Origin of the sequence: Phocaeicola paurosaccharolyticus JCM 15092 (assembly GCF_000613805.1) — a bacterium.
Taxonomy (GTDB): Bacteria; Bacteroidota; Bacteroidia; order Bacteroidales; family Bacteroidaceae; genus Phocaeicola; species Phocaeicola paurosaccharolyticus.
Map to the genome: position 1 here is coordinate 1 of NZ_BAJR01000029.1, position 12,461 is coordinate 12,461.

The 12,461-nt window shown below is 35.4% G+C and carries 12 protein-coding genes and 1 pseudogene; 9 read left to right on the top strand and 4 right to left on the bottom strand.

Translation table 11 applies throughout. The features are described 5' to 3' along the window. Positions 1-97: 97 nt before the first annotated feature. Positions 98-589 carry a TlpA family protein disulfide reductase gene (locus tag JCM15092_RS11130; protein WP_034541956.1) on the bottom strand — a complete coding sequence of 164 codons (492 nt, stop codon included), beginning with the start codon at positions 587-589 and terminating at the stop codon, positions 98-100. A gap of 269 nt (positions 590-858) precedes the next feature. On the opposite strand from JCM15092_RS11130, the gene serB reads away from it, so the two are divergent. Together serB and JCM15092_RS11140 are read left to right on the top strand one after the other, a co-directional pair. Beyond that, complete coding sequence (serB, locus tag JCM15092_RS11135; protein ID WP_024994733.1) at positions 859-2,091, top strand: phosphoserine phosphatase SerB; 1,233 nt, start codon at positions 859-861, stop codon at positions 2,089-2,091. Between the two features lie 16 nt (positions 2,092-2,107). Beyond that, the gene (locus tag JCM15092_RS11140; RefSeq protein ID WP_024994734.1) at positions 2,108-3,337 is read left to right on the top strand and encodes a DEAD/DEAH box helicase; all 1,230 of its coding nucleotides are present in this window, start codon (positions 2,108-2,110) and stop codon (positions 3,335-3,337) included. Between the two features lie 54 nt (positions 3,338-3,391). On the opposite strand, the gene JCM15092_RS11145 is transcribed toward JCM15092_RS11140, so the two are convergent. Together JCM15092_RS11145 and JCM15092_RS11150 are read right to left on the bottom strand one after the other, a co-directional pair. Next, complete coding sequence (locus JCM15092_RS11145; protein WP_024994735.1) at positions 3,392-4,180, bottom strand: DUF4738 domain-containing protein; 789 nt, start codon at positions 4,178-4,180, stop codon at positions 3,392-3,394. Positions 4,181-4,190: 10 nt separating this feature from the next. Beyond that, positions 4,191-5,504: a UDP-glucose dehydrogenase family protein gene (locus JCM15092_RS11150; protein WP_024994736.1), complete on the bottom strand. Its 1,314-nt coding sequence runs from the start codon at positions 5,502-5,504 to the stop codon at positions 4,191-4,193. A 114-nt stretch (positions 5,505-5,618) separates the two neighbouring features. On the opposite strand from JCM15092_RS11150, the gene JCM15092_RS11155 reads away from it, so the two are divergent. The 6 genes and pseudogenes from JCM15092_RS11155 (at position 5,619) to cobC (ending at position 10,060) form a co-directional block, all read left to right on the top strand. Then, entirely contained in the window at positions 5,619-6,692 is a 1,074-nt protein-coding gene (locus JCM15092_RS11155) for an HU domain-containing protein (RefSeq protein ID WP_024994737.1), read from the top strand. Between the two features lie 14 nt (positions 6,693-6,706). After that, positions 6,707-7,240, top strand: coding sequence for an FHA domain-containing protein (locus tag JCM15092_RS11160; protein WP_024994738.1), 534 nt, complete (start codon positions 6,707-6,709; stop codon positions 7,238-7,240). Then, positions 7,237-7,746, top strand: coding sequence for a bifunctional adenosylcobinamide kinase/adenosylcobinamide-phosphate guanylyltransferase (gene cobU, locus JCM15092_RS11165; RefSeq protein ID WP_024994739.1), 510 nt, complete (start codon positions 7,237-7,239; stop codon positions 7,744-7,746). The genes JCM15092_RS11160 and cobU overlap by 4 nt, the downstream gene beginning before the upstream one ends. Positions 7,747-7,753: 7 nt before the next feature. Then, a pseudogene (gene cobT, locus JCM15092_RS15875) lies at positions 7,754-8,787 on the top strand (nicotinate-nucleotide--dimethylbenzimidazole phosphoribosyltransferase). A gap of 2 nt (positions 8,788-8,789) precedes the next feature. Further along, positions 8,790-9,539 carry an adenosylcobinamide-GDP ribazoletransferase gene (cobS, locus tag JCM15092_RS11175; RefSeq protein ID WP_024994740.1) on the top strand — a complete coding sequence of 250 codons (750 nt, stop codon included), beginning with the start codon at positions 8,790-8,792 and terminating at the stop codon, positions 9,537-9,539. Beyond that, the gene (gene cobC / locus JCM15092_RS11180) at positions 9,533-10,060 is read left to right on the top strand and encodes an alpha-ribazole phosphatase (RefSeq protein ID WP_024994741.1); all 528 of its coding nucleotides are present in this window, start codon (positions 9,533-9,535) and stop codon (positions 10,058-10,060) included. Before cobS ends, cobC begins: the two co-directional genes overlap by 7 nt. Here the strand turns inward: cobC and JCM15092_RS11185 are convergent. Beyond that, on the bottom strand, positions 10,044-11,189 hold the full coding sequence (locus tag JCM15092_RS11185; protein ID WP_024994742.1) for a site-2 protease family protein: 1,146 nt from the start codon (positions 11,187-11,189) through the stop codon (positions 10,044-10,046). The genes cobC and JCM15092_RS11185 overlap by 17 nt on opposite strands. A gap of 106 nt (positions 11,190-11,295) precedes the next feature. Between JCM15092_RS11185 and JCM15092_RS15880 the strand changes: the two genes are divergently transcribed. Further along, a complete protein-coding gene (locus JCM15092_RS15880; RefSeq protein WP_051532543.1) occupies positions 11,296-12,411 on the top strand; it encodes a cobyrinic acid a,c-diamide synthase CobB in 1,116 nt (371 codons plus the stop codon). The last annotated feature ends 50 nt before the right edge of the window (positions 12,412-12,461 follow it).

Below are 12,461 nucleotides of genomic sequence, written 5' to 3' on the forward strand. Positions count from 1 at the left end.
ATTTTCTATAAAAAATAAAAGGCCGCAATCTCATTAGAATGTATTGCGACCTTTTATTATAATGTTTTTACTTTTTTCAAATAGAGATTTTCTCGTATTAATTGATTAATGAAAAAAGTTGTTTTGAGTCGATATTTTTGGCTACAATATTACCATTCTTATCGAGTAGGTAATTGGTAAAGCCTTTGTTAAGCTCATACGACTTGAAAAGATTTGAAGAATTTCCTTTAAGCTCTATGAAGCAATCAGCTTTATCTAATTGGTCATTGTTAATTGTCTCATCAAATATAGATCTGTATTCATCGAATGAAACTGACACAATCTGCAAATTATTCATTTTTGATGCTGCATTGTTTAATATTGCATTTTTTACTCTAGATTCAGCATCATAACTTGCCCAAAAACTAATCAACACAAAATTACCATTTAACTTTTTTAGATCAATAGATTTACTTTCATTTACCAAAGAGAATTGTGGAGCATTATCTCCTATTTTTAAACCTACATTAGATTTGTTTTTATCAATAAATGATAGTGAAATCACTGAACTAATCAACAAAAAAAGAAAGATCGATTTTACACTTTTAATCATGTAATTTGATTTTGGTTTATACTATCCGAGACTGCCAAACAGTGATTTTCCACTCGGACTGTTACTTAAGAACTTTATCACAAAGCCCTAAATAATTGGAAATCTGATGCAAATATAGCATTTCTTTATTAAAATGAAACTCTCTAATATTAAAAAAATGTAAAGACAAATTTGTAAAGTGACCATCTAAATCAAAAAGAACTTACAAAAAGAGCTGAAAAAACGATTAATTTGACTACTTTTGTATTTTACAAATTATGCCATGTATGGATAATAATAAAGAACTAATTCTTATTAGTATTTCAGGCGTTGACAAACCTGGAATTACGGCTTCTATAACTGAAATTCTTTCAAAATATAATGTTACTGTACTTGATATCGGTCAGGCTGATATTCATAATACTCTGTCATTAGGTATACTTTTTAAAACTGATGAGAAGAATTCGGGTAATGTAATGAAAGACCTTCTTTTTAGTGCTTCAAGTCTTGGAATAAATATAAGATTTTACCCTGTTACTGTTGAAGAATATGAGAAGTGGGTTACCATGCAAGGTAAAAACAGATATATTCTTACCCTATTGGGAAGAAAATTGACTGCAAAGCAGATATCCACTGTAACAAGAATAATAGCCGATCAAGGATTAAACATAGACGCTATAAAACGACTGACAGGAAGAATGCCGCTCGATGAGCGTAAAGCTAATGTGAGAGCATGTATCGAATTCTCAGTCAGAGGGAATCCTAGAGATTCGGAAGAGATGCAGAGAGCTCTCCTCAAATTAAGCAGCGATCTTGATATGGACTACTCATTCCAATTGGATAATATGTACAGAAGAATGAGAAGACTTATCTGTTTTGATATGGACTCAACTCTTATCGAGACTGAGGTGATAGATGAGTTGGCTATTCGTGCCGGTGTAGGTGACAAGGTGAAAGCGATTACTGAGAGAGCAATGAGAGGTGAGATAGACTTTACTGAGAGTTTCAGAGAGAGAGTTGCTCTTCTAAAAGGACTTGATGAGAGTGTTATGGAGGAGATTGCTGAAAACCTGCCTATAACAGAGGGTGTTGACAGACTTATGTTCGTATTGAAGAAATACGGTTATAAAATAGCAATTCTCTCAGGAGGATTCACATATTTCGGAAACTATCTAAAAAATAAATATGGAATAGACTATGTCTATGCCAATGAATTGGAAATTATTGATGGCAAACTTACCGGTAACTATTTAGGTGAGGTTGTTGATGGTAAGCGTAAAGCAGAACTGCTTAAACTCATATCACAGGTTGAGAAGGTAGATATCGCACAGACAATAGCTGTCGGTGATGGTGCAAATGACCTGCCTATGCTTGCTACTGCCGGTCTTGGTATTGCTTTCCATGCAAAACCAAAGGTTAAGGCCAACGCAAAACAGTCAATAAGTACAATAGGACTAGATGGAGTACTCTATTTCTTAGGATTTAAAGACTCCTATCTTGAAGAGAGAGGTAAATTATAAATATAGAATTATATAGATGAATTTCAGTGAACTTAATCTGGAAGAGAGTGTGCTTGATGCACTTGATGCCATGAATTTTAAAGAGTGTACTCCTGTTCAGGAGAAGGCCATTCCCGAGATTATGAATGGTCGCGACTTTATTGGCGTTGCGCAGACTGGCACAGGAAAGACTGCCGCATATCTCCTTCCAATCATCAATCAATTAAGCAAAGGAGGATATCCAGCCGACTCTATCAATTGCATAATAATGTCGCCGACAAGGGAGTTGGCCCAGCAGATTGATCAACAGATGGAGGGTTTCTCATATTTTCTTCCGATATCAAGTGTTGCTGTATATGGAGGAAATGATGGGGTCAGGTTTGAACAGGAAAAGAGAGGACTTACCCTAGGTGCTGATGTGGTAATTGCCACTCCTGGCCGTTTCATAAGCCATATAAACATGGGATATGTTGATTTGTCAAGAGTCTCATTCTTCATACTTGATGAAGCAGACAGAATGCTTGACATGGGCTTTGCTGATGATATTAAGCAGATAGTTAAGTCATTGCCTGGTAAGAGACAGACAATCCTATTCTCTGCCACTATGCCTTCGAAGATAAAACAGTTTGCTTCAACTATCCTCAATAATCCTGTAGAGATATCTCTTGCAGTATCAAAGCCCGCTGAAAAGATTATTCAGACTGCATATATCTGTTATGAGAGTCAGAAACTTGCCATAATCAATGAGCTATTCAAAAATCAGACTCCAGAAAGAGTAATCGTATTTGCCTCTTCAAAGTTGAAAGTAAAAGAGGTAACACTTGCACTCAAAAGGATGCATCTTAATGTTGGAGAGATGCACTCTGACCTTGATCAGTCACAGAGAGATTCTATAATGCGCGATTTCAAGGCAGGAAGAATAAACATACTTGTAGCAACCGATATTGTAGCAAGAGGTATAGATATTGATGATATACGTACAGTAATAAATTATGATGTACCTCATGACTGTGAAGACTATGTACACCGTATAGGCAGAACAGCCAGAGCAAATAATGACGGATGTGCTATAACTTTTGTTAGTGAGAAAGAGCAGACTAAGTTCTACGCCATAGAGAAGTTTGTTGAGAAGACAATATACAAGATACCTCTTCCAGCAGGGCTGGAACCTATTGAATATAAGCCTGGAATTAAGGGGGATAACAGAAATGGAAAATCAAACTTCAAGAAGAAACACTTCCAAGGGAAGAACAAACAGAAGAGTTGATTATAAGAAATCGCCTGATTGTTGAATATATACAATCAGGCGATTTTTTTATACTTATTTTACAACGTTGAACTTCACATTACTCTTTTTATCGATAATAACATCTACCAGATAACATGAGGCTTCGTCAGGAATACCAACTTTAGCTTGATAACGGTATCCCTTAGAATTAACGCCGACAAAGTCCATATCAGCAAGGATAGAGTTCTGAAGGAAATCATCTGGAATAATTCCACTCATCATGTTCTTGTTTATATCTTTTGAACATAGCTTCTTATTTCCATCGTATACACATATATGTATAATATTATCGTAATAGAAATTGTCTACATTGATACCTTCATCTGAAACTCTTGACTGAGTAACCTTTATTTTAGAAGGGTTTATATACACATATCCTCTGTATCTGACATTGTTGAAATTAATAATGGAGTCCTTTTTAATAACCTTTTTACTGTTCAGTGTAGGCTTGTCGAATGAAAAGAACTTTAAATCGTTATAATCTTCAGATTTACTAAATTGAACGACATCTCCTGTTTCCGAATCAAACCAGAAGTTGTATTGGTTAACCTTCTCAATCTTATATCCATTTACAACGCTACCATATGTAAAGAGAGAATCATTTATTACCTTAAACATTACAGGAGAAATAGATGGATCAGTATAGAAAATGCTGTCACCCTTAATTTTAATTATAGGGGTCCCAGTGGCATCGTCTGTCCAAACTCCTTGTAACATCTTTTTTGCCTCAATATTTTCTCTTTGCATCTCGTTTTTGTTCTTATCTTTTTTACAAGAGAACAATAGAGCAGAGCAGATAAGTAATATAATAAATCTATACATAATTTAGATTCTATTTTCCAATACAATGGTAAACAAAACCAAGCTCATTGAGTTCTTTAAAGTCATAAATATTTCTTCCATCAAGGATTAAATTACCTTTCATTGAATTTTTGATTACTTTCCATGATGGGAGTCTGAACTCTTTCCATTCAGTAAGCATAAATAATGCATCCGAATCCAATGTAGCATCGTACATATCTTTTGAGTAGTAGACCTTATCTCCTATCCTTCTTTTGCACTCATTCATTGCAATAGGATCATATACTCTGATATTACATCCGGCTTCAATGAGTTTATTTATTATTATAAGAGATGGAGCTTCGCGCATATCATCTGTTTCCGGTTTAAATGACAATCCCCATATAGCAATTGTCTTACCAGAAAGATTATTGTCGAAATGCTTGTTAAGTTTGTTGAACAGAATGGATTTCTGAAACTCATTAACCTCTTCAACAGCCTTCAAAACTCTCATTTCATAACCCTTAGATTCGGCAGTCTTTATAAGTGCCTTCACATCTTTTGGGAAACATGAACCGCCATAGCCACAACCAGGATATAAGAATTTTCTACCAATTCTAGTATCCGAGCCAATGCCATCGCGTACCATATTAACATCAGCTCCAACTATCTCGCATAGGTTAGCTATATCATTCATAAAGCTAATTCTTGTTGCCAGCATAGAGTTTGCAGCATATTTAGTCATCTCTGCCGATGCGATATCCATGAATATAACACGAGAGTTAAGTCTCATGAATGGTTTATAAAGTGAGCTCATTAGTTTCTGAGCTCTTTCACTCTCAACACCAATGACTACTCGGTCGGGTTTCATGAAGTCATCTATAGCATTGCCCTCTTTGAGAAATTCAGGATTAGAAGCTACATCAAACTCAATTTGTACATTCCTTTTATCAAGCTCATCTTGAATTGCTTTTTTTACTTTTTGGGCAGTTCCAACAGGGACAGTACTTTTTGTAACAATTAAGATGTACTTATTCATGTTTTTTCCTATTGTCCTGGCTACATCTAATACATAGCTCAAATCAGCACTTCCATCTTCATCCGGAGGAGTTCCCACCGCACTGAAGACTATATCAACATTGTTAAGACACTCTTCAAGGCTAGTAGTAAAACTAAGTCTTTGTGCTTTAACATTTCTTGAAATAAGCTCTTCTATACCCGGTTCATATATTGGAATTAAACCCTTTTTCAGATTCTCTATTTTCTCTGAATTAACATCAACACAAGTGACATTAACTCCAGTCTCAGCAAAGCATGTACCGGAAACTAATCCTACATATCCGGTGCCTACAATAGCAATATTCATAAATTTGCTTTTAATGATAAATTGTAACTAAAGCAAAAGTACAATAAATAAATTTCTGTTTCAAATTATTTGCCAAAAGTTGCTATTTAAAGCATTAAAATATAAATTTGCACTATGGTTACGTTGGCTAAACATATAGAGACTTTGCTACTGGACAATGATTGTGTTGTTGTTCCAAATTTTGGTGGATTTATAGCTCACTATCAATCTGCCTATTTTGACGAGAAGACTAGCACTTTCTTCCCTCCACAACGTATTATTGGTTTCAACCCAAAACTTATAATGAACGATGGCCTGTTAGTTCAATCATATATGCAGGCTCTCAACACCGACTTCTCAGATGCAAACTTACATATAGAAAATGAAGTTGATGAGTTGAAGGATCAGCTATATCGCGATGGTAATGTCAACTTAGCTAATATTGGTAGTCTATCGTGCAACTCTGATGGTTCTATACATTTTGTAGCAGCTGATAAGATTATTGACACTCCTAGCCTATATGGTCTTTCTGATTTCCAATGCCTCAGAGTTAAAAGCAGCAATAAAAGAGTTGTACAGATCTATGAGGATGATAAGAACAGATATACAACCACTAACTCAGATAGTAGACGCTCTATAGGCACCAGTTTTTTAGGTTCTGCTTTAGGTGTAGCAGTTGCACTATTACTATTCTTCTTCCTCTCTGTTCCTGTAGAGAACAGCTATGTAGATAATGAAAACTATGCATATTTAGGTGATGCCGGTCTCTTTAATTCCATAAAGTCAAAATCATTTGTTGCTAATGTATTTGAGATGCCATCATCGGAGACAAAATCAAAAGTCTCTGTTGAGAAGAAAGTTGATGTAGCTGAAAAAATAGAATTTGCTAAAGCTTCTGAACCTAATAGTTCTGAAGAGATTAAAGCTGCCGAGGATAATATATCAAGAGAAGAAATAAAGCCTTTGGTAGCAGATAAAAAATTCCATGTAATAATTTCAAGTACTTCTTCAGAAAAAGAAGCAGATAGTGTTGTAGGCCAACTACTTAAGAAGGGCTATAAAGATGCTGCAATTATTCTTGGAAAAGGATATTATAAGTATAGAATATCAATATGTAATGTTGATGATGAATCTTCCGCTTATAACAAGGTAAATCAATTAAGAGCAAACAATTCATTCGATGATGCTTGGGTGCTAAGCTCAAAATAAATTCCGCTTATATAATGAAAAGAGTAAGATGTCCAAAATGTGATAACTATATCACTTTTGATGAGACAAAATATAGTGATGGACAATCATTGATATTCATCTGTGACAGTTGCAAGAAACAATTCAGTATCCGTATCGGAAAATCAAAACTTAAACCTACTCAAAAGGATGAGAATCCTGATGAAAACAGTCCTGAAAATGACTTAGGCAGCATTGTCGTTATAGAGAATGTGTTCGGGTTTAAACAGGTATTTCCTCTCCAATTAGGCAATAACACTATAGGAAGAAGAAGTAAAGGTACTGTCGTTGATATTCCTGTTGAGACTTCTGACCCTAGTATGGACAGAAGTCACTGCACAATTAATGTGAGAAAGAACAAACAAGGTGAAGTAAAATATTCTTTATCTGATAATGATAGCCTGACTGGTACATTCCTGATGAATGAGATCTTAGGAAACAAAGAGAAGGTAAATATTGAGGATGGTTCTATTATAACCATCGGAGCTACAACACTAATTCTTCGAACAGAAGGAAGCGAAGAGGAATGAAAAAGATAATTCTCATAACAGGAGGACAGCGTTCGGGTAAAAGTACTTATGCCGAGCAACTTGCTCTCTCTTTAAGTGAGAACCCTATTTATATTGCTACAGCTCATGTTTGGGACGATGAGTTCCGTAATCGTGTAGAAAAACATAAAGAGAGAAGAGGTTCAGAGTGGACAAATATTGAAGAGGAGAAGTTTTTGTCAAATCATAAATATCAAGGCAGAACAATATTGATTGACTGTCTTACCCTTTGGTCTACCAATTTCTTTTTCGAAAATAAATCGGATGTTAACCTATCTTTGAGTCAACTGAAAAAGGAGTTCGACGACTTTACCAATCAAGATGATACTTTTATATTTGTTACCAACGAAATAGGTTGTGGAGGAGTCTCAGATAATGAGATTCAGAGAAAATTCACTGACCTACTAGGATGGATGAATCAATATGTAGTGTCAAAAGCTGATGAGGTTTATTGCATGATCTCTGGAATAGCATTAAAAATTAAATAAGACTGAAATGAATTTTACTATAGAAAAGCCAAATCTATCCATACATGATAAGTTAGTTGACAAAATCAATAATCTTACTAAACCAAAAGGCTCTTTAGGAAGACTTGAAGAGTTGGCACTTAAGATCGGACTTATCCAACAAAGTCTCTCTCCTACGCTATCTAATCCACATAATATACTTTTTGCTGCCGATCATGGTATCGTTGAAGAAAATGTCAGTAAATCTCCTAAAGAGATTACTTGGCAACAACTCAGTAATTTCCTTCATGGAGGTGCAGGAATCAATTTTCTTTGTCGACAAATGGATTTAAACTCTTATTGGTGGATTCCGGTGTAGACTATGACCTGCCTTATGAGAGTGGAATAGTTAATATGAGCGTTGGCAGAGGAACTAAGAATTTCCTATATAGGCCAGCTATGAGTCGTGAGGAGATGGAGTTATGTTTGCAACGTGGTGCTGAAGTTGTCTCAAAAGTACACGATGCAGGTTGTAATGTGGTAAGTTTTGGCGAGATGGGTATAGGCAATACCTCTCCCTCATCTATATGGATGCATCTTTTTACAGGAATATCATTAAATCTGTGTGTTGGTGCCGGAAGCGGACTTGATAACATAGGAATAAATCATAAGTATAATGTTCTGAAGAGATCTGTCGAGAACTACAAAGGTGATGGAACTACAGAAGATATAATAAGTTGGTTTGGTGGTTTCGAGATGGTTATGGCAATTGGTGGAATGCTCCGTGCAGCAGAACTTAATATGATAATCCTTGTAGATGGCTTCATAATGACTACATGTATGCTTGCTGCATCAAAGATGCACCCTGAAGTAGTAGAATACGCAATATTTGGTCACCAAGGTGACGAAGTAGGACACAAGCTACTTTTAGACAGCATGAATCAACATGCTATATTGAATTTAGGACTTAGACTTGGTGAAGGCAGTGGTTCTGTATGTTGCTACCCTATCATCGTGTCGGCTGTGAATATGATTAATGAAATGGACAATTTTGCAAATGCGTCTATAACTAAATATTTCTGATTATGAGATTGCTTGCTGCACTTGTTTTCTTTACACGTCTCCCTTTTTGGAGAATAGCAGATATACCAAAAGAATATTTTAAGCGTTTGGTTGAATATTGGTCATTAACCGGTGTACTTACAGGTGGTATTATGGCTCTTGTGTTGTTTCTCACATCTCTTATTATGCCTATTGAGATAGCTATTATTTTTGCTATTTCTTCTAGATTAATCATTACAGGTGCTCTTCATGAAGATGGCTTGGCCGATTTCTGTGACGGCTTTGGCGGAGGTACTGACAGAGAGAGAACACTTGCAATAATGAAAGATTCACACATTGGTACATACGGAGTTATAGGACTAATAATCTATTTCCTACTACTCTTCAATCTTATGTACACGCTATCAGTTCCTCTTTTATGTTTTGTGATTATATCTGCAGATGTATGGAGTAAGGCTTGTGCTGCAAACATAATAAATATACTGCCCTATGCACGTAATGAAGAGACAGCAAAAGCAAAGGTGGTATACGACAGGATGACTCTTAAGGCTTTTATCATATCTACTGTTATAGGTATTATACCTCCACTATTTCTTTTAGACAAAATATATTGGTTTGCTCTGTTGGCACCAGTATTTATGCTCTTCGCTTTGGGTCATATAATGCATAAGAAAATTGCAGGTTATACCGGCGACTGTTGTGGAGCAACATTCTTACTTTGTGAATTATCTTTCTATATTGTAGTTGTTTTTCTAAATTACAATCTATGTTAGTATATCTTATACGTCATACCTCGGTAGATATAGAACCTGGAACATGTTATGGCCAGACCGATGTTCCTCTTCGTCCGTCATTTACAGAAGAGGCAAAAATAACATCGGCAAATTTAGATAGTATTATTTTTGATAAAGTCTATACAAGTCCTCTCTCGAGAAGCTGGAAACTTGCTGGATTTTGTGGTTACAAAGATGCATTAAGAGATGACAGGCTAATGGAGATAAACTTCGGCGATTGGGAAATGAAACGTTTTGATGAGATAGACGATCCAAATATAGAAAAGTGGTATAGCGATTACATAAATGTACGTAGTACAAACGGAGAGTCTTTTCAAGACCAATACAACAGAGTAGCATCTTTTTTAGATGAGCTGAAGAGACAGGACTATAAGAGTGTAGCTATCTTCGCCCATGGTGGAGTTCTAATATGCGCACAGATTTATGCAGGATTGATAAAGGCCAAGGAGGCATTCGAATCACTTACGCCATATGGAGGAATTGTTAAGATTGATATTTAGTCAAAATCTCTTTCATAAGGTCTAAATCCATCTCTACCTCACCTTTCATTAGAAATTTATCTCTATCAATAAGTAATTTATTGTAGATTTCTTCGGCTTTTGCCTTATCATTATCGTGCAAGAGTGCTATAGTGAAGAGTATGCGCATCTTACTGCTCATGATACCCTTAAATTGGTTTATATATTTTTCTAACTGTTTAGTATATAATTGATTGAACTTCTCTTCGTCGCCTTTCAACAATGAAAGGAAAACCATTTCACACATAGACTCCTTTACATATATACCTATAGCTTTGGACTCTGGTGCTATAATTTTATTGAAAATATCATAAGCCTTATCAAACTCACGTATATCAATATATCTTGAAGCAGTCATCGTAGCCAATCCTGCATCTATAGTGTCACTTGGTCTAAAATCATCATCAACTATAAACCAATCCTCAGGCATATCTTTTAATCTAACACCTCTTTGGCATTGTGCATTGACACTCAACTGTAACTTAAGACCAATTTTACCTTCAGGGTGTTTTCTCAATGATAATACATTAGCAGCATCATTACTGATACCCTGTATTTTCATTGGAATACCATTGGTTAGTGCTAAAAATAGCCCAATAACTATGAAGATTATTAAGGATGCAGAGACATATTTACCATTATTAAAAATCAAAAGTATTGCAAGGGCTAAGAGAGAAAAAATGATATTTCCTAGAACACCTCCTATATTATACCAAACAACAGGCAACTTATCTTCAGGCAGATCTGGCATCTCCAGGAGACATTGTCCTCCTGTTCCAGCCAACGAGAATTTCTTAATCTTGTATTTATTCTCTTCTTTTATAAGTGTCCATGAAAATATGCGGAAAGATACAAACTTATAACCTGTAGCCAAACCACACACAAGGTGTCCCCCTTCGTGGACTATTATGTGAAAGTATAATGCAAATAATGATGATATTGACAATGTTACTAAGACCTTTATTATCTTAGTAAAATCGATTTTAAGAAGCTTATCAATAAAGACATTTACAGGTACTCCTTTAATAAAAATAACTGCTATACCTGCAATTACTATACCTGCGATAAATCCCAATGTAATTAAGAGAATGAATCTAATTATGTTTTTCATGAAGCAAAGATAGTATATCATTTTGAAAATACACAACAAATGACAATCATGTTTTTCATTGCCATATTGTGGAATTTACTAATTTTGTATATTAATAAAAAAACAGATGAAACCACAATTTTTAATTGCATCATTGACTCCTGGTGCCGGGAAAACAACATTATCTCTCGGTATATCACGCTTGTTACAGCAAAAAGGCTTGCGTGTGCAATCATATAAGTGTGGCTCAGATCTTATTGATCCACAATATCTCTCTATGAGCACAGATAAGCCGGTAGTAAATCTTGATAACTGGCTCTCATCGCCCTACTATATACAACACCTATATAATAACTATGGTGAAAATGCTGATTTATGTATAGTGGAAGGTTCTGCAGCTCTCTTCGACGGTTATGATGGAAGTAAAGGTAGTTGTTCTGAAATAGCAATGCTTCTGCACCTTCCAGTGATATTGGTTATAAATGCACGAATGGCAGGTTATTCTGTTGCTGCAATGATATTAGGGTTCAAACTTTTTAATCCTAAGTTAAAGATAGCCGGAGTTGTATTCAATCAGACAATCTCCGGTGCTCAATATAAATATCTTTATCAGGCATGCATTGATACAGGAGTTGAGTGCTTCGGCTATATTCCATATATCTCGGATGATAAATTTATATCTAAGCATAGCGCTATTACTGTAAGTGCCAGGAAAGAGATAAATAGTCTTATTGATAAAATTGCTGATAAGATAGCTCAGACTGTAGATGTTCACAAAATTATTGAATCATGTAAACTTATCTTTCCATGTCTGTATATGTTGCCCTATACTTCAGACTATGATGATGATATTGATGTTGGAGTTAAAAAGATTAGAATTGCTGTTGCAAAAGATGTAGCTTTCAATTATATGTATTGGGATAATCTGATGAAGCTCTCTAAGATTGGTAACATAACTTATTTCAGTCCCCTATACAGCAATGAACTCCCAAAATGTGATATGCTTTATTTACCAAACGGAGTCCCTGAACTCTTTGCTCGACAGATTTACAGACGCAAGAAGATGTTGGAAGATATACGTGACTTTGCTGAACAGGGAGGTATGATACTTGCTGAGGGCAATTCTGTTTCTATATTGGCATCTACACTCACCATACGTGAGAATGGTACTGCATATGAGATGGCATCTATCTTCCATTCGATTGCGATACAATTGGGCTCAAACTACATAGTGGTTATGTAAACATAATATCAAAGGATAAAGTTTTCCGTGGTAACGAGTTCCATTATTGT

Bases quoted from the DNA above. Each gene is read 5' to 3' on its own strand.
- serB (WP_024994733.1), top strand. From the start codon at position 859: ATGGATAATAATAAAGAACTAATTCTTATTAGTATTTCAGGCGTTGAC.
- JCM15092_RS11140 (WP_024994734.1), top strand. From the start codon at position 2,108: ATGAATTTCAGTGAACTTAATCTGGAAGAGAGTGTGCTTGATGCACTT.
- JCM15092_RS11145 (WP_024994735.1), bottom strand. From the start codon at position 4,180: ATGTATAGATTTATTATATTACTTATCTGCTCTGCTCTATTGTTCTCT.
- JCM15092_RS11150 (WP_024994736.1), bottom strand. From the start codon at position 5,504: ATGAATATTGCTATTGTAGGCACCGGATATGTAGGATTAGTTTCCGGT.
- JCM15092_RS11155 (WP_024994737.1), top strand. From the start codon at position 5,619: ATGGTTACGTTGGCTAAACATATAGAGACTTTGCTACTGGACAATGAT.
- JCM15092_RS11160 (WP_024994738.1), top strand. From the start codon at position 6,707: ATGAAAAGAGTAAGATGTCCAAAATGTGATAACTATATCACTTTTGAT.
- cobU (WP_024994739.1), top strand. From the start codon at position 7,237: ATGAAAAAGATAATTCTCATAACAGGAGGACAGCGTTCGGGTAAAAGT.
- cobS (WP_024994740.1), top strand. From the start codon at position 8,790: ATGAGATTGCTTGCTGCACTTGTTTTCTTTACACGTCTCCCTTTTTGG.
- cobC (WP_024994741.1), top strand. From the start codon at position 9,533: ATGTTAGTATATCTTATACGTCATACCTCGGTAGATATAGAACCTGGA.
- JCM15092_RS11185 (WP_024994742.1), bottom strand. From the start codon at position 11,189: ATGAAAAACATAATTAGATTCATTCTCTTAATTACATTGGGATTTATC.
- JCM15092_RS15880 (WP_051532543.1), top strand. From the start codon at position 11,296: ATGAAACCACAATTTTTAATTGCATCATTGACTCCTGGTGCCGGGAAA.